Annotated in this window: 19 protein-coding genes; 12 read left to right on the forward strand and 7 right to left on the reverse strand. The window is 39.4% G+C overall.

The window, feature by feature from the left end; translation table 11 throughout:
- Positions 1–285 precede the first annotated feature (285 nt).
- A complete protein-coding gene (locus BTO23_RS15745) occupies positions 286–1,269 on the forward strand; it encodes an integron integrase (protein ID WP_061005843.1) in 984 nt (327 codons plus the stop codon).
- Between the two features lie 6 nt (positions 1,270–1,275).
- Here BTO23_RS15745 and BTO23_RS15750 read toward each other — a convergent pair whose 3' ends face one another.
- Genes BTO23_RS15750 through BTO23_RS15760 form a run of 3 tightly spaced genes read right to left on the reverse strand, consistent with a single transcriptional unit; the run spans position 1,276 to position 2,723 of the window.
- Complete coding sequence (locus BTO23_RS15750; protein ID WP_105063991.1) at positions 1,276–1,449, reverse strand: hypothetical protein; 174 nt, start codon at positions 1,447–1,449, stop codon at positions 1,276–1,278.
- Between the two features lie 2 nt (positions 1,450–1,451).
- Entirely contained in the window at positions 1,452–2,276 is an 825-nt protein-coding gene (locus BTO23_RS15755; RefSeq protein ID WP_061005841.1) for an HDOD domain-containing protein, read from the reverse strand.
- Positions 2,277–2,297: 21 nt separating this feature from the next.
- Positions 2,298–2,723: a hotdog fold thioesterase gene (locus BTO23_RS15760; protein WP_061005839.1), complete on the reverse strand. Its 426-nt coding sequence runs from the start codon at positions 2,721–2,723 to the stop codon at positions 2,298–2,300.
- 147 nt (positions 2,724–2,870) lie between these two features.
- Here BTO23_RS15760 and BTO23_RS15765 point away from each other — a divergent pair, with 147 nt between their 5' ends.
- Positions 2,871–3,578: a DUF445 domain-containing protein gene (locus BTO23_RS15765; RefSeq protein WP_061005837.1), complete on the forward strand. Its 708-nt coding sequence runs from the start codon at positions 2,871–2,873 to the stop codon at positions 3,576–3,578.
- Positions 3,579–3,658: 80 nt separating this feature from the next.
- On the opposite strand, the gene BTO23_RS15770 is transcribed toward BTO23_RS15765, so the two are convergent.
- Positions 3,659–3,859: a hypothetical protein gene (locus BTO23_RS15770; RefSeq protein ID WP_060993023.1), complete on the reverse strand. Its 201-nt coding sequence runs from the start codon at positions 3,857–3,859 to the stop codon at positions 3,659–3,661.
- Between the two features lie 79 nt (positions 3,860–3,938).
- Complete coding sequence (locus BTO23_RS15775) at positions 3,939–5,852, reverse strand: methyl-accepting chemotaxis protein (RefSeq protein WP_105063992.1); 1,914 nt, start codon at positions 5,850–5,852, stop codon at positions 3,939–3,941.
- 193 nt (positions 5,853–6,045) lie between these two features.
- On the opposite strand from BTO23_RS15775, the gene BTO23_RS15780 reads away from it, so the two are divergent.
- From BTO23_RS15780 to tkt, 8 genes are all read left to right on the forward strand, one after another.
- A complete protein-coding gene (locus BTO23_RS15780) occupies positions 6,046–7,002 on the forward strand; it encodes an AAA family ATPase (protein ID WP_061029449.1) in 957 nt (318 codons plus the stop codon).
- Between the two features lie 17 nt (positions 7,003–7,019).
- Positions 7,020–7,991: a DUF58 domain-containing protein gene (locus tag BTO23_RS15785; RefSeq protein ID WP_105063993.1), complete on the forward strand. Its 972-nt coding sequence runs from the start codon at positions 7,020–7,022 to the stop codon at positions 7,989–7,991.
- Positions 7,991–8,521 (forward strand): DUF4381 domain-containing protein, encoded by a 531-nt coding sequence (locus BTO23_RS15790; protein ID WP_105063994.1) that lies wholly within the window; start codon positions 7,991–7,993, stop codon positions 8,519–8,521. The genes BTO23_RS15785 and BTO23_RS15790 overlap by 1 nt, the downstream gene beginning before the upstream one ends.
- The gene (locus BTO23_RS15795; RefSeq protein WP_105063995.1) at positions 8,514–9,479 is read left to right on the forward strand and encodes a vWA domain-containing protein; all 966 of its coding nucleotides are present in this window, start codon (positions 8,514–8,516) and stop codon (positions 9,477–9,479) included. Before BTO23_RS15790 ends, BTO23_RS15795 begins: the two co-directional genes overlap by 8 nt.
- Entirely contained in the window at positions 9,472–11,358 is a 1,887-nt protein-coding gene (locus tag BTO23_RS15800) for a vWA domain-containing protein (RefSeq protein WP_105063996.1), read from the forward strand. The genes BTO23_RS15795 and BTO23_RS15800 overlap by 8 nt, the downstream gene beginning before the upstream one ends.
- Positions 11,359–11,423: 65 nt before the next feature.
- Positions 11,424–13,055, forward strand: coding sequence for a BatD family protein (locus BTO23_RS15805; RefSeq protein WP_245922123.1), 1,632 nt, complete (start codon positions 11,424–11,426; stop codon positions 13,053–13,055).
- Between the two features lie 380 nt (positions 13,056–13,435).
- A complete protein-coding gene (gene tal, locus BTO23_RS15810; protein ID WP_105063998.1) occupies positions 13,436–14,386 on the forward strand; it encodes a transaldolase in 951 nt (316 codons plus the stop codon).
- 190 nt (positions 14,387–14,576) lie between these two features.
- Complete coding sequence (gene tkt / locus BTO23_RS15815) at positions 14,577–16,583, forward strand: transketolase (protein ID WP_105063999.1); 2,007 nt, start codon at positions 14,577–14,579, stop codon at positions 16,581–16,583.
- Between the two features lie 105 nt (positions 16,584–16,688).
- On the opposite strand, the gene BTO23_RS15820 is transcribed toward tkt, so the two are convergent.
- Both BTO23_RS15820 and BTO23_RS15825 read right to left on the reverse strand, forming a co-directional pair.
- Positions 16,689–17,642 carry a Kdo(2)-lipid IV(A) acyltransferase gene (locus BTO23_RS15820; RefSeq protein ID WP_060993013.1) on the reverse strand — a complete coding sequence of 318 codons (954 nt, stop codon included), beginning with the start codon at positions 17,640–17,642 and terminating at the stop codon, positions 16,689–16,691.
- A 208-nt stretch (positions 17,643–17,850) separates the two neighbouring features.
- The gene (locus tag BTO23_RS15825) at positions 17,851–18,639 is read right to left on the reverse strand and encodes a helix-turn-helix domain-containing protein (RefSeq protein ID WP_060993012.1); all 789 of its coding nucleotides are present in this window, start codon (positions 18,637–18,639) and stop codon (positions 17,851–17,853) included.
- A 259-nt stretch (positions 18,640–18,898) separates the two neighbouring features.
- On the opposite strand from BTO23_RS15825, the gene BTO23_RS15830 reads away from it, so the two are divergent.
- Together BTO23_RS15830 and BTO23_RS15835 are read left to right on the forward strand one after the other, a co-directional pair.
- A complete protein-coding gene (locus tag BTO23_RS15830) occupies positions 18,899–19,729 on the forward strand; it encodes a hypothetical protein (protein ID WP_105064000.1) in 831 nt (276 codons plus the stop codon).
- 30 nt (positions 19,730–19,759) lie between these two features.
- Positions 19,760–23,821, forward strand: a complete 4,062-nt coding sequence (locus BTO23_RS15835) for a zinc-dependent metalloprotease (protein WP_105064001.1) — start codon at positions 19,760–19,762, stop codon at positions 23,819–23,821.
- The last annotated feature ends 18 nt before the right edge of the window (positions 23,822–23,839 follow it).

A 23,839-nucleotide genomic window follows, 5' to 3' on the forward strand; every position in this document is an offset into this window, starting at 1 on the left:
ATTTAATTATACCAACTAGATTCGCCATTTCTTCCGAATCTATTCCATTACAACTAAATCACCATATTTTACTTTAAAACCAATACAATAACTTATTTTCGACCTGAAAAAACAACTAAAATATCTGAATATGATTCGTATATCCCACTTTATGGTTTCGCACATGTAACTGATTAATCTAACATTTCCATTAAATTAATAACCACATTACAAATATGCGAAACTAAATTGCGAGTTAAACTTAAATCACTACACTCACCTTATCATTCACAAAAATTAGTTACTATGGATATTCCATTAAACCTTAATCCAAGCTCACAACGTTTTACAGATCAATTACGTATTTTTATCCGAACACGCGGCCTCGCTTATAATACCGAAAAGCATTATATTTACTGGATAAGTAATTTCATTCGTTATAAAAATTATACATCAAAAGATGAAATCGAAGCATTTGATATCCCTAGCTATCTCGAACACCTTGTTGTAAAACAAAATGTCTCACCCAATACACAAAAAACAGCATTAAACGCCCTAATATTTTTATGTCGTGAATTTTTACAACAATCTGTCGATAACTTGGATTTTAAACGCTCTAAAAAAGCGACTAAACTACCCACTGTATTTACTCATAATGAAGCGATATCTGTTATTAACGAATTGAAACACCCCATGAAATTAATTGCACAGCTTATGTACGGCAGTGGATTAAGGATAAACGAAACACTACGACTCAGAGTTAATGATATAAATGTAGACAAAAAAATAATTACTATTAAAAGTGGAAAAGGAAATAAAGATCGAACATCGATATTACCTGACAGCGTTATTAACTCGATTAAAACCCAACTCGACTTTGTAAAACAGCAGCATAAACTTGATGCCTTAAATGGCAACGATGAGGTTTATATGCCTTACGCTTTGGCTGAAAAATACCCTACACAAGCCAAAAGTTATGGCTGGCAATATGTATTTCCATCACCACAGTTAAGTAATGACCCTCGTTCAGAAAAATACCGACGTCATCATTTATTAGATAGAACCGTTCAATCGGCAGTGAGGAAAGCAATACAAAAAGTAGGGATAGATAAGAAAGCAAGTTGCCACACCTTTCGGCACAGTTTTGCGACTCGAATTCTAGAAAGGGGGGCGGATTTAAGAACAATACAAGAATTACTGGGTCATTCTGATATCAAAACGACCCAAATTTACACTCATGTTATTGGTTTACATTTTTCAGGAACAAAAAGTCCATTGGATTTCGACTAATAACAATTACATCTCATATTGACGATGTTTTAGTGAGTAAAAAATAGCTTTTACTGCTTTCGCCAAAAAGATCACTGCGATAATCACAAAAATTTTACTCGCAATAAAACCAGGCGCTAAATACGAAATGATGGCAAAAAAAGCACCGATAAGTGCAGACAACATCCACTCTTTTTGCATGATTACATTACCAACCGAGCCATTTCAATACCAGAGCCTTTTACTCCCTCGATATTTTCAATAATAGAATTATTAATAAATAAAATATCAGCTTCAATCTGCTCTGATAACCACACTGATTTTGCATCCATTGTTGGTAGATTATCCCAATCACGATTAATCGCATTTGCTAGACGAACGGTTGCCGCTAATGGAGAATAAATATTATCTATTTTTGGTTCATACTGTTCAGAAATAGCAAAAACTAACTCTTCAGAGAAAGACCAGTTCTCAGCCAATTTAGCCCCTAAAATCGCACTATCTGTCCCAATAGTTGAGCGCTGCGCTGTAACTTTAGCGCTACCCGCTTCCATTTTTTCAAGGATTGTTGATACTTTCTCAGCCATTACAGTGTAGATCATTAAATCGCCAATATTATGTAACATGCCTGCAGTAAAAGCACTGTTAGGATTTACTGTACAGCTTTGAGCAATTGCTTTACTTAAAATAGCGACTTCAAACGTCTCTTGCCAGAACGTTTCTAAATCGATGACTTCTACGTATGGGAAGGCACTAACTAAAGAAGAGGCAATGATTAACGTTTTTAGTGGCTCAAGCCCTAAACGAACAACAGCTTGATCAACTGATGATACACTTTTACCACGAGAGAAATGTGCAGAGTTAGCTAAACGAATAACACGTGCACTGACAACTTGTTCCATTGAAATAGTTCGAGCTAACTCTTGAAGCTCTACTTCAGGATCATTTACAAGCTCCATCATTTCACGGATCACTTTTGGGATCTTTGGCAACTCATGCGCATGACTTAAAATTTCATTTTGTTCCATTTTCTTCTCCACAACGAGTCGCTATTTTTTCTTTTTCATCACAGCAACAGTAAAACGACTGGTGCAGACTAAGCGTTCTCGCTGATCTCTAATATCAATTAACCAAACTTGGGTTATTGCACCTAAATGCATTGGTTTTGCTGTAGCGTAAACTGTACCTTCTCGTACAGCACGAATGTGATTGGCATTTATATCCAACCCCACACAATATTTTGATTCATCAACACACCAATTAGCAGCGATTGAAGCGACTGACTCAGCCAACGCAACAGAGGCTCCACCATGTAACATTCTAAGGGGCTGGTGTACTGTCGAGTTTACAGGCATTGACGCAGTAAGGGAGTCATCAGTGTACTGACAATACTCAATATTTAATGCTTCCATCAAAGTATTTCGTGATGTTGAATTTAATATTGCCAAGTCCATCGGACGCTTCCAAATACTCATCGCCTATCCTTAAATTATCTTTGCTAATGTGTATCGCCTCAGTTTACACCCAACAAACCAGATCAAAAACACATTTTCACTTGTTGTCTGCTTTTAGTAGCTGATAAACTTCACAAAATTTTTCACTTTCTACTTCATAGGCTTGATATGTTAAATAAAAGCATGATCACTAATTTAATCTCACTACTCTTGTTAGCAGTCGGTTATTACATGCAACAAAATACTCTGTACTATATTGGCTTATTTGCTTTTTCTGGCGCATTAACTAACTGGCTTGCCATTCATATGTTATTTGAGAAAGTTCCTGGTCTATATGGTTCTGGTGTGATCCCTGCACGATTTGAAGAGTTTAAAGCCAGCATCAAACATTTGATGATGGAACAATTTTTCACAAAATCAAATGTAGATAAATTCCTATCTAAAGAGATGGCCTCGGCAACCAATATCAATCTAGAGCCAGTGATTGAAAAAATCGATCTATCGCCTGCGTTTGATTCTTTAGTTGACGTGATCATGAACTCTCAATTTGGTGGCATGTTAGCAATGATGGGTGGCAGTGAAGCGATTCAGCCTATGCGTGAACCTTTTATTGAAAAGATGAAAATATCGATCACTGAAATCAGTCAACAAGATCAATTTAAGAACGCACTAAAAGATGAATTAGAAAGCCCTGCGATGATGGATGATATTCAAGTAACTATTGAGGAGATCATTGACCAACGCTTGAACGAGCTTACACCTAAGTTAGTCAAAGAGATGGTTCAGGGTATGATTAAGAAACACCTTGGCTGGCTTGTTGTTTGGGGCGGTATCTTTGGTGGCGTGATTGGACTTCTGTCTACGCTCATACAATAACTCCAAGCTACAAATACAAAAATGCCAGCAATTCAATTGAAATGCTGGCATTTTTATTAGATGAAAAACAAATTCAGCAATTAGTGAATTGGGGCTTCATCATCTGCATTAAACTTACCAAAATGCGCTTCAAGAATTTCAGGTGTTAGTTCCCCTGCTTCTTCAAGACGTTTAAGCTCTGCAACAATCGCTTTTTGCTCTTCAATAGAAGGCAATGCTACTTCTGGTTTATCTGATTCTTGTTGAACCATATCTTGCAGTTCTTTTTCGATATCACTCATGATTATTTTCTCAATTCACTAAAACAATTACGGAGATTCTACAAGAAATCCTCGTTAAAGGTAAACCTAAAGCAGTCGGTTATACTTTAAAAGCACCAACTAATTGATCTAATCGTTGTGAAAGTGCGTTAAGTTGCTGACTTGAATCTGCCAACTCTTGTGCTGTAGCCGTGGTTAACTCATTAATACCATTGATCTCTTCAATATTTTGATTAATGGTGTACACCACAGTAGATTGCTCTTCTGTTGCCGTTGCTACTTGTGTGTTCATGTCTGATATGTCGGTGATACTTAACGCAATACCCGCTAACACTTCAGTTGCATTATCTGCCGATGACACTCCACGAGCCGTAACAGTATGACTGGCTTCCATTGCGTTTACTGCGTTTTGAGCTTCAGTTTGCAGCTGATCAATCATTTTCTGAATTTCATCCGTAGACTCTGAAGTACGACTTGCTAGCTGACGAACCTCATCTGCAACGACGGCAAACCCACGACCATGCTCACCAGCACGTGCGGCTTCAATGGCAGCATTCAATGCTAATAGGTTAGTTTGGTCTGAAATACCACGAATTACATCTAGGATTGAACCAATATCTTGTGTGGTTCCTGCAAGTTGTTCCACCACATGACTTACTTGGACTAAATCACCTTCAAGTTGCGTAATAGCATCACGAGATTCAATAACGGTTTGACGACCCTCTTGCGTGCTTACTTCTGCCTTATTTGCTGATTGCGCTGCGCTTGCTGCATTAGAGGCAATCTCATGAATCGTTGACCCCATTTGGTTGATCGCGGTAACGACTTGCAAGGTTTGATCACGTTGCATTTCACTATTATCACGAGTCGATGTTGCTTTTAATGCGACATGCTCTGCTGTTGTATGCAATACATGACCAGTTTCAACCACTTCTGATACGGTATTGTGAATCTTCTCTACAAAGCTGTTAAAGCCTTTTGAAAGCTCTGCAATTTCATCATTGCCTTTAACTTCGATACGATGAGTTAAGTCTCCCTCTCCTTCACCTAGCTCACGAAAACGACACGCTAATTCATTAATTTTATTAGTAATAGAACCAGCACCCCAAATAGCTATAGTGATAAATACCGCAATAATAACGACAATCCACATTACAATGTCTTGTGTTGAGCTATGAAGGCTTTCAAATACTTCATCTACAGGCACTTCAGCAACGATAAACCACTCCATTGACGGAATGTAATGCGATGCAATGAAGATCTCTTGGCCATCTTTCATTATACGGCTTAAATTGAAGTTTTGTTTGGTAAGTAAAACAGAGGCTTCTTGAGATCCAACCACATTACTAATAGATTGTTTACCCATGATGCTATTATTTTTATGGATCTTAATATCCCCATTTCCATCCATTAAATAAACAAATCCGGTTTTTTCTATTGTGAACCCATTGAGCAGCGATACCATATCATCGAGTGATTTAGAGAAACCAGCCATAGATACACCATTCAATTGCTGGAAGTTAACGAAAAGTTTAACCTCACCATTCTGCTCAGTGAATACATTCAGCATTCGCTCTGGCCCACCTTGAGTGAAGCCAAAGAACCAAGCATCTTGTTGTTGAGTCAACTGACGTAAGAAACCGTCTTGATTCCAATAATATGCGTTATGACGGTTAGCAACCGAGGCATCATTCAACTGATATTGTTGTTTTAATTGTTTTAATTGTTGAATAAGAACCGTTTGCTCTTCTGGTGAGATAGTTGGATCAGAAATCGCATCAATAATGAAGCTGTTATTTGCCATTTGTTCTGCGGCAGAAGATATAACCTCTACTTCTTTATCAACCTCCCCACCAATTTGGTTAAGAATGGTTGGCAGTTCGAGAGTGGTTAAACGCTCATCTAGTGTCTCGAATGCTTTTTTTTGGGCAACAATACCCACAAGTGAAGTCGATGCAATAATTGCAATTACAATACCAGCGACGAGTTTCTGTTTAATTGTTAGATTTATCATATTAATTCCACAGCTTTGAATAGACATTTTATATATCGACTTGGATCATAATAGCTTTAATAAATGGTTACAAATTTATTCACGACCTAAATACTTGAATAATCGAAATTAAACCTCATCTATTAAGGAACTAATGTGATTTTCATCAGTCACAAAGAAATAATTACTACGTAATCCAGAAAATGGGTGAACTATGCCAGCGTTAAAAATTCAACAGTTACAAACTTATCTTGAATCTCAAGTCATTGGTCAGCCTGCATTAGTGAAGCAGTTACTGATTGCTCTGCTTGCCGATGGTCATATTTTAGTTGAAGGTCCTCCGGGTTTGGCTAAGACTCGTGCCGTGAAAATTCTAGCGGATTCTATTGAGGGGGATTTCCACCGCATTCAATTTACCCCTGACCTATTGCCTTCAGATTTAACGGGAACGGATATTTATCGCCAAGAGACGGGAGAATTTACCTTCCAGCCGGGTCCTATTTTTAACTCATTGGTTTTAGCCGATGAGATCAACCGTGCGCCAGCCAAAGTACAAGCGGCAATGCTAGAAGCGATGGCCGAAAAACAAATATCAGCAGGTCGTAAAACGTACCAGTTACCTGAGCTTTTCTTGGTAATGGCAACGCAAAACCCGATTGAACAAGAAGGAACATACCCTCTTCCAGAAGCGCAGCTTGACCGTTTCTTAATGCATTTAGATGTTGATTACCCGGGTGCAGAAGACGAATTAGCAATCCTGCGTTTAAACCGTGGTGAAGCTTTAGGTGAGCAAGCAATAAAGCCTCAACCCCTAGCACAAAGTGAGATCTTTAAAGCTCGTAAAGAAGTGCTGTCTATTTATATGGCACCTGAGATTGAGCAATACATTATCCGTATTACGATGGCGACCCGTAAGCCAGAGCAATACTGCCAAGAGTTAGCGAAGCAATTAGAGATGGGCGTCAGTCCTCGTGCCACATTAGCGCTTGATCGTTGTGCGCGTGCTCATGCATGGTTAGCCGGTCGTGATTTTGTTAGCCCTGAGGATGTGCAAGCGATGGCTTACCCTGTATTACGTCACCGTTTATTACTGAGCTTCCAAGCACAAGCGGAAGGGACAACTGCTAATAAAGTGGTTGAACGTTTATTACAAATGGTTGCGGCTTCTTAACGTCGTAAAATAACTATATGAAAAAGACTACTCTATCGCTGCCACCACACAGCAATGGCGTTACATTGTCACTTAATGAATTGGTTAATTATAAAAACCACTCATTACAATGGCTGCCGCCTGCGCAATCAGTATGGTCAAAAATGAATGGCAGTCACCAAAGCCGACAAAAAGGCCGCGGTATGGATTTCTCAGAAGTACGTCAATACCAACCGGGCGATGATATTCGCTCGATTGATTGGCGCGTGACAGCACGTACCGGTAAAACGCACACGAAACTCTACAGCGAAGAGCGTGAGCAACCGACCATGCTCTTTGTGGATGTCAGTGACACCATGCGTTTTGGGTCTCAACTGCTATTTAAATCAGTTCAGGCTGCGCATTTTGCCAGTTTATTAAGTTGGATAACGTTAGCAGCAAAAGATCGCGTCGGTGGGATCATCTTTGATGGAATTTCAACGCTCGATTGTAAACCCTCTTCTCGTCAGAAGGTCGTGTTACAGTTTCTTCAAAAAATCATTGAGAAACATAACACCAATAATCAGTCTGAACCTCAGGATACTGCGCAACAAGTCAGCTCGTTTGTTAAAGGGTTAAGTCAGTTGCAGCGTTTATGCCCTAAAGGCAGTGAGATTGTGATTATCAGCGATTTTTATGCCCTAACCGATGAGTGTAAGGCGATCTTCAGCCAACTAAGTAAACACAATCGTATTCAGTTTGTGATGATAAGTGATCCTCTAGAGCAAGGCTCAACGCGTTTTAATGGTTCTGAATATGTATCAGATAACAAGCGTTCTGCGTGGTTGGATTTTTCATCATCATCGACCAAAAAAGCATTAGAGCAGCAAGCCAATCTTCATAAAGCCTATGTACAGAATATGGCGATGCAATTGGGAATTAAATTACACAGTTTGTCTTCAGGCTTGCCGTTATTATCGCAACTGACGTCTTCACAAGATCCATCACAACAAGATAAAGGAATCATGTAATGTCTTTATCTTCAGCGCAACAAGCACCAGCAAGTAACGTATTGCCATTGGCAGATATTCATTTACCTGCTGCACCATCGTGGGGATTGTCTCTGCAAGGTTATGGACTAGTGATTATGTTACTGTTATTTATCGCGGCCATTGTGTGGTTTATTCATCGTAAACGCCAACAAGGCACACTTAAACGTGTAGCGTTACAACAGTTATCACAATTAACACCACAACAGACCAATGACATTGCGCGTTTATTAAAACAAGCCGCGTTAAGTCACTTTCCTCGTGAACGCATTGCCTCACTTCATGGTTTAGCGTGGTGGCATTTTGTTGAACAACAGCTACCTGTGAAAAAACAGGCCAATGTTCATTTCTCATCTCGTTCTGACATGTTAGAACAAGCTTTGTATGGACAACAGCCTTTATCTGAAACCAATCAACAACGTTTCTATGATGATGTGCGTTATTGGCTATCTCATGCTTTGCCTGTAAAAAAAGTAATAGCAACATCAACAAAAGGACATCAACATGCTTGAATTCGTTTGGTGGTGGGCATGGTTTTTATTACCTATTCCCTTCCTGTTTTACTTTTTTGTGCCTGAAAAAGACGTAGGTACTGCGATTCACCTTCCTCGACTGCCAGAGCAAGGAGAATATAAGCAACCGAATAAACGCATAAATATTGCTTTATTGTCTGTCGCTTGGCTGTTATTGATTTCAGCTTTAGCTCGTCCGGTGTGGTATGGCGATCCGGTTGATATTCAGCCTGAGCACAGAGACATGATGTTAGTGGTCGATTTATCTGGCTCAATGGCCGAAGAAGACATGCAAACTGAGAGCGGTGATTTTGTAGATCGCTTAACCGCGGTTAAAAAAGTCGTGTCTGATTTTATTGATGAGCGTAAAGGCGACCGTCTTGGGTTAGTACTGTTTGGTGATCACGCTTATCTGCAAACCCCACTCACCTTTGATAGAAAAACAGTCGAAGAACAACTCGACCGTACTGTTCTTGGTTTAGTCGGACAAATGACCGCAATGGGTGAAGGCTTAGGACTTGCAACCAAAACCTTTATCGAAAGCAATGCTCCGCAACGAACCATTATTCTACTCAGTGATGGTGGCAATACCGCTGGGGTGCTAGAGCCATTAGAAGCAGCACAACTAGCCAAAGATAATAACGCCAAGATTTATACTATTGGTATTGGTGCGGGCGAAATGCAGGTTCGTGGTTTCTTTGGTAAGCAAACCGTCAATACTGCGCGTGATTTGGATGAGAAAACACTGACTGAAATCGCCACAATGACGGGTGGACAATATTTCCGCGCACGTAACGCCGATGAGTTAGCGCAGATCTACCAAACCATCGACCAACTAGAGCCCATTACTCAAGCAACACAAACGTGGCGACCACATGAAGAGTGGTTCCGCTATCCGTTAATGGGGTATCTATTTTTCTTCTTTATTATTGTGGGAGTAAGAAAGCGTCATGGCTAATTTTACTTTTCTTTATCCACTGTGGTTCTTAGCCCTTATCCCTCTTGGGGTATTGGTGCTTATTCAACGTAAAAACAAAAACACCACAGGGTTGATCGCTCCGCACATTGCCAAACAATTGGGAATGACTCAAAAAACACAAGGCAATGGTTTTACCCTTGGACTAGTTTTAGCATGGTTATCTGTGACTACCGCCCTCGCAGGACCAAGTTTTGGTTATAAAGACTCGCCAAGTTTTCAGCTCTCTGGGGCACGAGTACTTGTGATGGATATGTCACGCTCTGTGTATGCGACCGACGTAAAACCAAATCGCCTAACGCAAGAGAAATACAAAGCAAAAGATCTACTGCCCTATTGGAAAGAAGGCATGACCGGGTTAGTTGCCTATGGCGCTGATAGTTACTTAGTCAGCCCGTTAACTGAAGATAGCCAAACGCTCAATAACTTAATCACGAATCTATCGCCAGAGATCATGCCCTATAAAGGTAAGGGCAGTAACTTGTTAGCCGCGGTTGCTCAAAGTATTGATATGATGACAAAATCAGGCCATCAACAAGGTGACATTATTGTTTTGACTGATGGAATATCAAACCAACAGCTAGATAAAGTGATGAGTCGTGTCAAAGGCACCAAATGGCGTATCAGTTTATTAGGTATAGGAACTAAAAATGGCGCTCCAATTGAATTGCCTTCTGGTCAGTTGCTCACCGATTCTTCAGGTAAAACGGTTGTCGCGACTTTAGATTCCGATCCTCTAGTAACACTGGCGCAAGCAACCAATGGTGTGGCTCAGCTTATTCAATCGGATAATAGTGATATTGAAACCATTGCTCGCTTAACTAAAACGCCTTTAGAACAAGTAACACAAAACAGTGATACACAAGTGAACAGTCGTGCCAATCATGGCTATTGGTTACTTTTCCCATTGGTACTGTTCTCACTGCTGTCTTTTAGAAAAGGAATGTTCTTAGCGCTGCTATTGGTGTTATTGCCTGTCGATAAATCAATGGCAAACACAGACGTATCAAATAGTTTAATTTCTAATGATTACACAGCTCATCAACAATTTGAGCAGAAAAACTATCAAGCAGCAAGCGAGCAGTTCAAATCCAAACAATGGAAAGGAGCCGCTCAATATAAGGCTGGCGATTATAAAGGGGCTATTGAGAGCCTAACTGGTCTTGAAGATACTCAATCACAATATAATCTTGCTAATGCTTTAGCGCAAAATGGTCAACTGGAAGAAGCAAAAGAGAAGTATGAGTCTTTATTAAAAACTGAACCTGATATGAAAGATGCGAAGAAGAATCTTGATGTCGTCAATAAAGCGCTAGAACAAAAACAGCAACAGCAGCAGCAGCAGCAGCAAGACGATAAAAATAAACAATCGGATCAAAATAAAGACGACAAGCAAGATAAAAAACAGGATAAACAAAACCAAGACAGCAAAGACGGCTCTGACCAATCTTCAGATTCAAAAGACTCACAATCTCAAGATTCACAGCAGAATCAGCAGAATCAGCAGAATCAGCAGAAAAATGAATCTCAATCTGATGATAAATCACAGTCTGATAAGCAAGATAAGTCAGAGGCATCTTCTCAAGAGCAGCAACAAAAAGAACAAGAGAAGAAAGACAAAGAGCAAGCTGCACAAGCTCGTGATGATAAAGATAAGCAACCTAAATCGGACGAAGAAAAAGAGCGACAAGCTCAAATGCAATCACAACAAGCAAAAGCCGACAGTGACGCAATTAAAACCGATCCTCGTTTACAAAAATTAGAACAATCAGGCGCAAAAGAAGATGAACTGCTGCGTGCCCTATTGTATCTCCAAGCAAAACAACAAGAAGCACCACAAGCTTCTGAGAATGAATGGTAATTTAAATGAGTATAAGACAAACCAGTCCCTACTCTACTGTAAAGAGTTCGACAATGAAGGCTTCTATGAAAAAGACAGCGCTAATAAAAAAAGTGTTCTTATTTGCGACCTTATGCGTTAGTGGTATCTCGGCAAGTTATGCCCAAGCCATTGCGACGGTGAGTAAAAACCAAATTACTGAAAACGAAGTGATTCAATTAATGGTGTCTGTCGATAAAAGTGCAGACCAAAGTAAGTTTGACCCAAGCCAACTCGCGCCTGATTTTCGCAGTGGCCAAGTCAGCTTTGGCAGCTCTCGTTCATTAATGAATGGAGATTACAGCGTACAGAGCCAATGGACGGTCTCTATTGCTCCAACCAAAATAGGCACGCTAACCATTCCTAGCATGGATGTCGCTGGTGAGCAAACTAATCCAATAACGATTCGTGTAACTAAAGACGCCACAGCTCCAAAAAGCAGCGATGTCATTAAAGTAAGCGGCTCGCTAACTAAAGATGAATTGTATGAAGGTGAAACCGCTCAATTTGATGCCAAGATTGCTATCTTTGCGGATATTCGTCGTTTAAAAGATCCAAACATCATCACACCGCAAGGCACTGGTATTGAGTTCTCTCCTATTGGTGAAAGCAAACAATACCAAACCGTGATTGATGGTCTGCAAGCCACTGTGGTTGAACAAGCCTTCAGTATCAGTGCAAGCCAAGCAGGTAAATTAAGCTTTGATGGCTTAGCCTTTACTGGTGGATTAGTGCAAACCGATCGTTATGGCCGTAGCACCAAATTAATCTCATTAAATATCAGTCCTAAACAATACCAATTAACAGTATTAGAAAAACCTGCTGATTTCACCGGTACTTGGTTACCGACTACGGATTTAAAACTAGGACAACAATGGTTAGTTGATGGAAAGCCACTAACAAGTACCACAGTAGAAGCCGGAACTACCATTACACGTCAAATCACGCTAATGATAGCAGATGTCCCACCAGAGAAATTACCAAAACTGGATATTGATTATCCTAAATCAGTTCGCATGTACGATGAGAAACCCGTAATAGGTAAAGACAGTCAAGGCAATAGTGTGATGACAATTAAGCAAGTAATCATCCCTCATGCCAATGGTACGGTTCAATTACCCGCTGTTTCGATTCAATGGTGGAACAGCACTACACGAAAATCTGAGACAGCAACACTCGATTCACTGATGTTAACAGTAACACCAAGCACTCAAGTTAATGAGCAAAAGATCGAGAACCAAACAAATGCTCAACCAAAAACCACAATAAAGCGTGAAGTTGATCATGGTTTTTGGCCATATACTACACTCGCTTTTGCTCTTTTATGGATATTAACGGCAATTGGTTGGGCAATAAGCCGAACAAAAGTAAAGGCAACAAACACAACTGCCAATCAAAAAACTATAGTGATAGGTAATGGCAGTAAAGCACTTATCTCTGCTTTAAAAGAAAATAATACAATTCTTGCTCATCAGATCCTTGCAGACCACAATGAGCAGTGGGCTAAGCAAGGCATTGACGTTACTGATATTAAAGAACTCATCACACAATTAAGCCAACAACAGTATGCAAGAAATACGAGTAATAACTCTACAAAACAAATAATTAGCAATATAGAAAAGAAATTATCATCGACAAATAAGTCATCAAGCTCTGTATCTGAACTTGAAAGATTATAACGAATTTTAATTTCATTATTTTAAGGCGGAACACCATTTAATTGTCCGCCTTTTTTTCACCTTAGATTCTGACGCTTTATGTACCCTTAATCTTTCTGTACCCCTTATCTGCTCTCACTTCTTTATTTATAGTGCAAATTAATCTATCACCAGAGGCTTTGCTTCTTTGCGCAAACGATCTCCCTCAAATATTCACATAAAAATCTATGTATTCTCACACTATCTTTCATTTGCCATTGACATCTGAGTCAGAAAACACAATTATCAAGCTATCAAATGTTCACTACCATCGCATTTGCTCATAAAGATTAGCATGATGGCAGCGAGACGGACTTTCAAAGAAGATGCTAAATAGCATGTGATCAGTAAGGGTAAGTAGTATGACAACTAAATTAGAACAACTTCGTAAACTAACAACAGTAGTAGCAGACACAGGTGATATTGAAGCAATCGCAAAATACACACCAGAAGACGCAACCACTAACCCTTCTCTAATTTTAAAAGCAGCTCAAATCGCAGAATATGCTCCGCTGATTGACGCTTCAATCGCTTATGCAAAAGCACAAAGCAACAATAAAGCACAACAGGTACAAGATACATGTGACATGCTTGCAGTTAGCATCGGTAAAGAAATCCTAAAAGTAGTTCCAGGTCGAATCTCTACTGAAGTAGACGCTTGCCTTTCTTACGACACTGAAGGCAGCATTGCAAAAGCTCGCCAACTGATCAAAATGTACAACGATGCAGGCATTACTAATGACCGTATCCTTATCAAGCTAGCTTCAACGTGGGAAGGCATCCGTGCTGCTGAAGTACTAGAAAAAGAAGGCATCAACTGTAACTTAACGCTTCTTTTCTCTTTCGCTCAGGCGCGTGCATGTGCTGAAGCTGGCGTGTTCTTAATCTCTCCTTTTGTTGGTCGCATCATGGACTGGTACAAAGCAAAAGAAGGCCGTGATTTCGAAGCATCTGAAGATCCAGGCGTTATCTCTGTTGCTGATATCTACAACTACTACAAAGAACACGGCTACAACACAGTAGTAATGGGCGCAAGCTTCCGTAACATCGGTGAGATCCTTGAGCTTGCGGGTTGTGACCGTCTAACTATCAGCCCTGACTTACTTCAACAGCTTGAAGAAGCAACTGGCGAAGTGGTTGAGAAACTGGTTGATACTAACGGCAACAAAGAACGCCCAGCAGCAATGACTCACGCTGAGTTCTTATGGGATCACAACCAAGACGCGATGGCTGTTGAGAAACTGGCTGAAGGCATCCGTAACTTTGCGGTTGACCAAGGTAAGCTAGAAGACATGATCGCTGCTAAGCTATAAAACTAGAAACTAGAACGCTTCGCTACTATAAGAGCAAAAGCAATCACGTTATAAGTAACACTCTCAACGTGCGTATTCCATGATCTTATAGTTTCTAGAAGCGAAGCGTCTATAGTTTCTAGCTCATCACCCTATTCAAATCGGGTTGAACCTCTCAATCCTTCATTTTAAAATATTCGAGTTAATCATTATGAACCGACCTTCTCTAACAAATAAGTATTTAGCTAACGCTATTCGTGCTCTAAGCATGGACGGCGTACAACAAGCAAACTCTGGTCACCCTGGCGCACCAATGGGCATGGCTGACATCGCTGAAGTGCTTTGGCGCTCACACCTAAACCATAACCCTGCAAACCCTGAATGGGCAGATCGCGACCGTTTTATTCTTTCTAACGGCCACGGCTCTATGCTGATTTATTCTCTGCTTCACCTAGCAGGCTATGAGTTACCAATTGAAGAGCTTAGAAACTTCCGTCAACTGCATTCAAAAACTCCAGGTCACCCTGAGTACGGTTACGCACCAGGCATCGAAACCACAACAGGTCCTCTAGGCCAAGGCATCACCAATGCCGTTGGTATGGCGATGGCTGAAAAAGCATTAGCGGCTCAATTCAATAAAGAAGGCCACGACATCGTTGATCACTACACTTATGCATTCATGGGTGATGGCTGTCTGATGGAAGGTATCTCTCATGAAGCGTGTTCTCTAGCAGGTACATTAGGTCTTGGTAAGCTGGTTGCTTTCTGGGATGACAACGGTATCTCTATCGATGGTGAAGTGGAAGGTTGGTTCTCTGACGATACGCCTAAACGTTTTGAAGCATACGGCTGGCATGTAATTCCTGCTGTCGATGGTCACGATGCTGATGCAATCAATGCAGCAATCGTAGCAGCTAAAGCAGATCCTCGCCCTACTCTGATTTGTACTAAAACTATCATTGGTTTTGGTTCTCCAAACAAGCAAGGTACACACGACTGTCACGGTGCTCCACTAGGCGCTGAAGAAATTAAAGCAGCGAAAGCACAATTAGGTTGGGAGCACGGCGCATTTGAAATTCCGCAAGAAGTTTACGCAGAATGGGACGCGAAAGAAGCAGGCGCAGCTAAGGAAGCGTCGTGGAACGAGAAATTTGCAGCTTATGAAGCAGCATACCCAGAGCTTGCAGCCGAGTTTACTCGCCGCGTAAACGGTGACTTACCAAAAGAGTGGGAAGAGAAAGCCTCTGCAATCATTGCTGATCTTCAAGCTAATCCTGCAAACATCGCATCACGTAAAGCGTCTCAAAATGCACTAGAAGCGTTTGGTGCTATGTTACCTGAATTCATGGGTGGCTCTGCTGACCTTGCGCCTTCTAACCTAACGATGTGGTCTGGTTCTAAGTCTCTAACTACTGAAGATTTCTCTGGTAACTACATTCACTACGGTGTGCGTGAATTCGGTATGACAGCTATCATGAACGGTATTGCTCTGCACGGTGGTTTCGTACCATACGGTGCGACTTTCCTAATGTTCATGGAATACGCTCGTAACGCAATGCGCATGGCTGCATTGATGAAAGTGCAAAATATCCAAGTATACACGCATGACTCTATCGGTCTTGGCGAAGATGGTCCAACTCACCAACCGGTTGAGCAAATCGCTTCTCTACGTCTAACGCCAAACATGAGCACATGGCGTCCATGTGACCAAGTTGAATCTGCAGTTGCTTGGAAACTAGCAATTGAACGTCGCGATGGTCCATCAGCACTTATCTTCTCTCGTCAAAATCTTGCACAACAAGATCGTGATGCAGAGCAAGTAGCTAACATCGCTAAAGGTGGCTACATTCTTAAAGATAGTGAAGGCCAACCTGAGCTTATTTTCATTGCTACTGGTTCTGAAGTTCAATTAGCGGTTGAAGCTGCGGCTCAACTAACTGCTGAAGGCAAAGCGGTACGTGTTGTATCAATGCCTGCAACTGATGCATTTGATAAGCAAGATGAAGCGTACCGTGAATCAGTACTTCCATCAGCAGTAACAAAACGTGTTGCGATTGAAGCGGGTATTGCTGACTTCTGGTTCAAGTACGTTGGTTTAAACGGCAAGATCATCGGTATGACAACGTTTGGTGAATCTGCACCGGCTGAAGAACTATTTAAAATGTTCGGCTTTACTACTGAAAATGCAGTGAAAACAGCAAAAGAGCTTTTAGCTTAATAAGCAAATAAAAAAGAGTTATCTACATTTAAAGATTAACTTCCTTCAAAAAGAAAGCCCCATTATCTTACGTGGATAATGGGGCTTTTTTATATGTCAGATAATTTAATTTGCTAATGCACTATGTTTATATCTGTCTTGTTCTATAGAGTCTTCTGGTAACGTTTTAAATCGTTTATGTAACCACATCCATTGCGATGGCTCTTTCTCTATTAAACGTTCTATTTCTTTATTTAATACTGTTGCTGTTGTCACTGCATCACGACGGGGAATATCACCACTCAAATCATCACCCACTTCTAATGTGTAGTGATTGCCCTTGCGTATGCTTGAACCTGACATTACCGCACATTTTGTCATATCAATTAAAAAACTAGAGCCTGTTGTTGTTGCGGCCTCTTTTACTGCAAAAAAAGGAACAAAAACAGAATTACGTCTTCCATAATCATGGTCAGGTAAATACCAGAGGCGATTACCAGATTTAAGTACTTTAATCATACTTTTCACATCGTGGCGATCTATCATTTGGTGACCTTTACGCGTACGCCCTCTGTGCTGAATAAATTCATAAACAGGATTGCTGTTCGCACGATACACACCATAACCAGGAGCAAAAAGACTAAAGATACGTGCTGTCATCTCTAAGTTTAAAAAGTGACAGCAAACCACTAAAACGCCGCGGCCTTCTTTCTCTTGCTCTAATATCTTTTCTTTTCCAATAATCGATATATATCGTTTTACTCTCCAATCAGGCCAAAACCATGCCATACCTGTTTCTATCAGCGCTAATCCGGTATTTTTAAAGTTTTCAAGTACCAGTTTTTCGATTTCTATCGATGAATATTGAGGAAAACACAGTGCTAAATTTTTTCTGGCTATGTCTGCCCGTTTCTTTAAAAAGAGCTGCGACAAACGACCAATACCGCCACCTAGAACTCTAAGCATAAAGAAAGGAAGTACGTTGACTAAAAAGGCAAGAAGAGAAAAAGATAGCCACACTAACCAATATTTTGGAGACAACAGCGCCCATGAAAATTTAGGGCTTGGAACTGTTTTCATTATTTGACCTTATCAAAACTAAGACGATTGTCATAGTAATACAACAAAAGTATAATTTTAGTGGAAAATTCTGGTTAGCTCAATTTAAGTTTATCTAATTTGGTCATTTAAAGTGAAAACTTATAAAACTTATATTTAGAAAAGGTAGGTAATCATATTACCTACCTCTGTAGAAAGTATGATGCAGCTCGAATAATAAACAAGAATATTATATTAATTTAACTTCATCGTTATTTACAGTTTCATATATTTCTTTTAATAACGTTGATTCTATATTAACCAATCCGTTAGAAAGATGTATATAATTACCATCTGTTACACTTAGCAATATATTCTTTCTAATTAATTCACTTTCTTTTGATTCTTTATTTTGAAAATGGAAATGTTGTGTTTTTTCATAAATCATTTCTGATATTTGGTCTATTTGCTCTTGAGTTAAACACACGCGAGACATACCAACTTCAGGCCGATAATTCTGAGATAGTACTTCTAATCTTAATTTTTCAGTAAAAAGTTCATCTAATTTAGACCCTTCGAAAAACGTATAATACGGCGGAGTTAAAAAACATGGAACTCCATCAGACCTCAACTCTAATAAGCCAAGAATTTCAAGAGACCTCAAGTAGATATAAATGCTTTGTTCAGATAACTCTGATTCTTTAGCAACTTCGTCAACCGAACGCCCTTTCACATGAACTTCATAAAAGAAATCATATAGATAAGGATGATTAAAAAACACCTCATCTAGAACTTCCGTCCTCGTTCCCTCTTCTCTATTATGAATATCTCGTGCGATTTGAGAAAGTTCTTCTATATTCGTATTTAATACCGTTGCATATTCCATTAGCTTATCTATACCAATAGAATTACTATGAAAATGACGTTTTAAAGTTGAGATTGGTACATTAACTTTTAATGACAATTCATTATAAGTTAGATTGTTTTCTTTCAGTTTAACTCTTAATGCATTTAATAATAAACTTGCACAAAATCCCATAACTACTTCCTTGCTGTTATTAAGCTATTAAAATAACGTTACTGTATATTATTCATAATTGCTAGTTCAGTTTCATTATTTAGTGTTATGGAACTCAAAAAATAAAACCTCGCAACCTCTCGATGTATATCTTGTTGCATATACCACCCGCCAAAGGTTACAAATATGTTACATCGTCAATATTATGACGAGATAATAATTAAAATAACAATGTCAGTTTTTGCTCATAGACGAGCATATTAATACATGGAAGTTACACATGCAGATAAAAAAAATAAATGTGTCGGTGTTATCTGGTTTTATTGCCTGCACTTTAGCAATCAAACAACCAGTACTGGCTAATGAAACATATGATATAAAAGGAGAAAGTACATCATGGGGTGGTTCCTTATCCCTAGGCTACGACAGTAACTTTTTCCAAGAATCGGATTATCGATCAAATAGGGCTCTATCATTTCATGGTTCACTGTATTTAAGCTTTTGGGATAGCTATTCCCTATATGCTAATTCCGGAGGCTATCGTACTTTGCAGCATGCAGAAGGATATTACTCAACAGACACTGTAATAGGGTTATCACGCTCGTCACTATTCACTTTTGGAGAATCAGGAAAAGTAGGAATGAGTGGTCAGTTCTCGATCCCCACTTCTGAGTTTTCGCAAGATAATCATTTAAATACCGCTTTTAGAATCCAAACTCCTCTCTCATTTACACTGCTAGATATTGATATGACTGTTGCACCAAGAATACGTAAAAACTTTCATCAATATACGACCTCACCTTCTGGAACCGTAAATATCTCTTGGGGATTATCATTACTTCTCGTAGCAAATTATTCTTATGACGATGCCTTTTTCTTTGCATCTGCCCTGGGAGGGACTTCAATTAACTACAACGGACGATGGGCTGATGGATACAGTTACGGAGGTAGTTTAGGTGCCGGTTATAAGCTACTAGAAAATTTATCAATTTCTTTAACCTTTGCTTCTTCAGGCGTATACACAGATGCAGCACAAGGCACCTTAGGTAGCTTTGACATTTTTGATGAAGCCAAAGCAACTTACTCACTTGGAATGACTTATTCATTTTAAGGAAGAACAATAAAAACAGGATGTTACTATATGAATTATAAAAAGTTTTCCCTAACTGTAGCCATAGCGGTTGCCCTCACAGGTTGCGCTCCAGAAGAGCAAGAGTACGATACGCTTGATAAAGACTTAACCGAAGTGCAAGTGCAAGATCTCCGTGTTGAGGGCCGCTGGTTTTATGCCCCAACGACAGGGGCAGCACCTCGCTTTGCCGTCACTCAATTCCCTTTCTTACAAGGTATGGGAAGATACGTTGAACTTTGTTTCTCAAATGAAGGATTAGAGGTTCGTGGCTATGATAATAATAATCCTGATCTTATCTTACCAAAAGATAGAAATGGATTCTGTTTACCACAAGACCAAAACAACATTGGGTCAGATGATCAAGTAAACTTCCCTCACGTTATGACGATTCCTGGTAGCTATACAAAATACCAATGTCGTGAGGACAGCTATGGGGATTGTACTAATGTTGAAGAAACAGATTCAAATCCAAACCTTGGCAATACCACTTTTAGAAATAATACCCACTTTACGCCAAACCCAGAATCTACACTTGTTACTGAGTTAAATTGGGATGAGTTATACGGCACTAAAGATGGCTTAACACCTCAAGGGGGGCCTGAAGTTATTTCATGGGAATTTGACCCGAAAAAAGGGGTGTTAAATTTTGAGCTTGAACAGACTTTCACAATTAGTTTTGATAAGTTATCTCGCTATATGGACTGGTCAGCAATGGAAGAAGAAATGGGAAAAGGGTCATTTAAAGCTCGTTTCTTCTACTCTTTAGTCCATGAAGATCACTTAGCGTCAAAAGACTATCAACCCGTTTTATATCCTGTTAATGATGAAAATGACATTGGTTTTTTTACCACAACAACAAAGAAAAAAGATCCAATAACTAACAAGTATGACTCTGTTACCTATTTAAATCGTTTTAACCCAAACAAAGGCACAATTAAGTATTATTTGTCGGATAACTTTTTTGAAGAAAAAAATAAAATTTTCTTAGACTCCACCATTACAACCATTAATAAAATGAACGAAACTTTGCGTTTACTTGAGCCAAACTCAGATAAACCGATGCTTGAAATTGTAAACAAAACTGAAGGCATGGGCATTCACGCGGGTGATTTACGTTATAACGTGATTAACCTCGTTGATGAACCACTAGATAATGGTTTATTAGGTTATGGTCCATCTATTGCTAACCCTATTACAGGAGAGATAATCAAAGCTCACGTAAATCAATATTCAGGGGTTGCTAGAACTGGTGTTCCTTATTATTGGGATAACATGGCCCGTTTATACAACCGCGGGCAACTCGAGTTAAATGGACTTTCCTCTGTTGATGAAACACCAACGGTTACTTCCCGTATCGCATTACAAAAACACAAGCAGATTGCATCAAATTTAGAAATAAATCATGCAGGTCATGATCACACTACAACCTCTTTAAATGAAGAAAATATCGTTCAATTTTTGGCTCAACAAAGCATTAAAAATAAATTATCGCCAACAAAACTTGGGCAAATGCATGATGGCATGGACCTAGAACAAATTGTTCAAGCTGAAGAAGATCGCATTGCATTTTGGAGCGAAAATAATGTTTACCCTATTGAGGCCTCTTGGGTATCCTCTTCAAGTAAGGCAGTTATTGATAACCTGCCTTTAACTGATGAAGGTTACTTTACTACCGTTACTGATAGTGAATCAGGCATTGTAACGAAAACATTAAAAGTATGGTCAGATTTACCTAAAAATCTAAAAACAATCGCAGCAGATGCTATCACGGTAACAACATATGCAAATACACTGGTCCACGAGATTGGTCATAATGTAGGCTTACGTCATAACTTCAAAGGCTCTAATGACATTGATAACTACTTATCAAAAGAACAATCTAAACTACTTGGGTTGAGTAATGTACCTGCATACAGTTCAACTATGGATTATGCACCAAGTATGCTAGATGAAATTCCTACATGGGGATTATACGACTTAGCTGCGTTTAAATTTGCTTATGGACGTAAACTAGACCTTATTGAAGCTTCACCAATGACGAATGAACAGCGCTCAGTTAAAGGTGGAGAATTAGAATATGCTGATTCATTTTATAATAAATACGGTATAACTGCTGATAATAACGCTCTGATGGTATGTTCTGAACAATCCGCTATTCTTAATGATTCAGGCCAACCAACGGGGCAATCAAACTATACATGTGATTTCTCCCGCTTAGATACTGCTGCATTAAATGGTGATCCTCGAGCAGAACATGGAGTACTTTACTATCTTGATGACATACTTGGTTTCACGCGTAAAGCCTATGCATTCTGTACCGATGGGAATGTCTCTTTAAACAGTGATTGTAACCGTTTTGATGAAGGAACTACCCTTCAAGAAATCGCTACGTATCAATGGCAACAATATCTCGATAGCTATGATGCAAGAAATGCAGGGTTATACCGTGATGGAACGTTCAATTCTGATTACCCTTCATACATTATTCGTCGATTCCGTGAAATGAATACGGTTCGAGATATGATCGAAGATAATGAGCGTATTGATACATTATTCCATGATTATGGTGACGCATCGGCTTCAGATAAACCGACAGAGTTTTTACAACGAGTTGCGGCTAATCCAACTATCTGTACTTACTCATCAGATAGAGAACTTACTGCAGGAAATTCATGGTTATGTGACTACGCTTATGGTGCAACTAAAGCGTCGGAATTCTTCTTAGATATCTTAAGAACACCAGAGTCTCAGTGTATTATTACAGACCGCGCAGGCGTTATGCGTAGTATCTCTTTGGGAGAGACATTGAGCGCTCAGAGTTACAACATTCCTAGTGACTATGACATTACACGTGCAGACTGTTTTGATGACGTTGCAAAATCAATCATTACAAATTTACATGGTGCTACGGCTATTCATGCAAAATCAATTAACTCAAATTTTTTAAACTCAGTTGGTTCATTTGACCCTGCAAACCCATATTCAAATGCCGTTTCCGTTCTGGGAATGTGGCCAGATAAAGGACTGGCAAGCTACCAACTCGCTCGTCGTTATTCTTTACGTTACACCGATGAAAGTGCTTTTGCATCATTATTGGATTTACCAGGAATAAAAGCAGAATACGATGCCATCATGGCACATTTAGTCGCCAAAGAACCATTGATTAATGCCGTAGAATTTATTGATAGTACTGGTGCACCTTATGAACCTACGATTGATATTAATCTCCATGTCACTCAACTTGTTGAGTCACTGCCACCACTACCACAAGGAATATTAAACTTTTATAACTTGAGTACTGTTGCTCGTACAGATATGTCTACCATGCTCTTATCTATGGGGGCAAAACAAATGCAAACAAGAGACTTTACGTTTGCTGAAACGGCTCAAAAACAAAAGAACAGTTTAACAAAACAATTGGACCACTATGGCTTATTAAACGATGATGCTGTTACCGTTTCTTTAGAAGGCGTTAGCTATAAAATTACTAAAGATAATGTTCTAGCAAACCGCATTGCTTCTAAACTATTTACGAGCGAAGGTTACAATGCAAAAGTAGCATTAGACCAAACATCAGCAGAAACGTTAGATTCCATTCTATCGGCATGGGAGCCAGTCGCTGGATTCCAATCAAATTTCCATACTCCAATACTTGCTTTAGATGCACCATTTATTGAACTTATTGTAAATTCATATAAAGCACAAATTGCCTCTGGTGAAGTCGATTTAACATTTGAAAAAGTCGTTGATGGAGTACTAGCTCAAGACGGTGTCATTTATGATGCTGAGACTGATATGATTATTTACAATGGTGGAAAATCTCACACTAAAAATAGTGTCACTACAATTATCGATTATACATTGGCTTATGTTAATGCAGGTCTAGAGCCTAAATTATTAACCGCAAGCTTTGCTTTATATAATGGTTATACTGTTGCCACTAATACTGAGAAGTTTGCTTGGACACTAACACACAGTATGGTTACCTCTTACTTATCAGGCGACTATACAAATATGGTCGGACAACATTACGAGACTCTTCGTAAACTACCAGTCAAAAACGTATATTAGCTTGGTTTATAACACAAC

The organism is Aliivibrio sifiae (genome assembly GCF_002954715.1).
Classification (GTDB): Bacteria; Pseudomonadota; Gammaproteobacteria; order Enterobacterales; family Vibrionaceae; genus Aliivibrio; species Aliivibrio sifiae.

What these genes read in the sequence shown, in the direction of transcription:
- BTO23_RS15745 (WP_061005843.1), top strand. Translation starts at nt 286, where the DNA reads ATGGATATTCCATTAAACCTTAATCCAAGCTCACAACGTTTTACAGAT.
- BTO23_RS15750 (WP_105063991.1), bottom strand. Translation starts at nt 1,449, where the DNA reads ATGCAAAAAGAGTGGATGTTGTCTGCACTTATCGGTGCTTTTTTTGCC.
- BTO23_RS15755 (WP_061005841.1), bottom strand. Translation starts at nt 2,276, where the DNA reads ATGGAACAAAATGAAATTTTAAGTCATGCGCATGAGTTGCCAAAGATC.
- BTO23_RS15760 (WP_061005839.1), bottom strand. Translation starts at nt 2,723, where the DNA reads ATGAGTATTTGGAAGCGTCCGATGGACTTGGCAATATTAAATTCAACA.
- BTO23_RS15765 (WP_061005837.1), top strand. Translation starts at nt 2,871, where the DNA reads ATGTTAAATAAAAGCATGATCACTAATTTAATCTCACTACTCTTGTTA.
- BTO23_RS15770 (WP_060993023.1), bottom strand. Translation starts at nt 3,859, where the DNA reads ATGAGTGATATCGAAAAAGAACTGCAAGATATGGTTCAACAAGAATCA.
- BTO23_RS15775 (WP_105063992.1), bottom strand. Translation starts at nt 5,852, where the DNA reads ATGATAAATCTAACAATTAAACAGAAACTCGTCGCTGGTATTGTAATT.
- BTO23_RS15780 (WP_061029449.1), top strand. Translation starts at nt 6,046, where the DNA reads ATGCCAGCGTTAAAAATTCAACAGTTACAAACTTATCTTGAATCTCAA.
- BTO23_RS15785 (WP_105063993.1), top strand. Translation starts at nt 7,020, where the DNA reads ATGAAAAAGACTACTCTATCGCTGCCACCACACAGCAATGGCGTTACA.
- BTO23_RS15790 (WP_105063994.1), top strand. Translation starts at nt 7,991, where the DNA reads ATGTCTTTATCTTCAGCGCAACAAGCACCAGCAAGTAACGTATTGCCA.
- BTO23_RS15795 (WP_105063995.1), top strand. Translation starts at nt 8,514, where the DNA reads ATGCTTGAATTCGTTTGGTGGTGGGCATGGTTTTTATTACCTATTCCC.
- BTO23_RS15800 (WP_105063996.1), top strand. Translation starts at nt 9,472, where the DNA reads ATGGCTAATTTTACTTTTCTTTATCCACTGTGGTTCTTAGCCCTTATC.
- BTO23_RS15805 (WP_245922123.1), top strand. Translation starts at nt 11,424, where the DNA reads ATGAAAAAGACAGCGCTAATAAAAAAAGTGTTCTTATTTGCGACCTTA.
- tal (WP_105063998.1), top strand. Translation starts at nt 13,436, where the DNA reads ATGACAACTAAATTAGAACAACTTCGTAAACTAACAACAGTAGTAGCA.
- tkt (WP_105063999.1), top strand. Translation starts at nt 14,577, where the DNA reads ATGAACCGACCTTCTCTAACAAATAAGTATTTAGCTAACGCTATTCGT.
- BTO23_RS15820 (WP_060993013.1), bottom strand. Translation starts at nt 17,642, where the DNA reads ATGAAAACAGTTCCAAGCCCTAAATTTTCATGGGCGCTGTTGTCTCCA.
- BTO23_RS15825 (WP_060993012.1), bottom strand. Translation starts at nt 18,639, where the DNA reads ATGGGATTTTGTGCAAGTTTATTATTAAATGCATTAAGAGTTAAACTG.
- BTO23_RS15830 (WP_105064000.1), top strand. Translation starts at nt 18,899, where the DNA reads ATGCAGATAAAAAAAATAAATGTGTCGGTGTTATCTGGTTTTATTGCC.
- BTO23_RS15835 (WP_105064001.1), top strand. Translation starts at nt 19,760, where the DNA reads ATGAATTATAAAAAGTTTTCCCTAACTGTAGCCATAGCGGTTGCCCTC.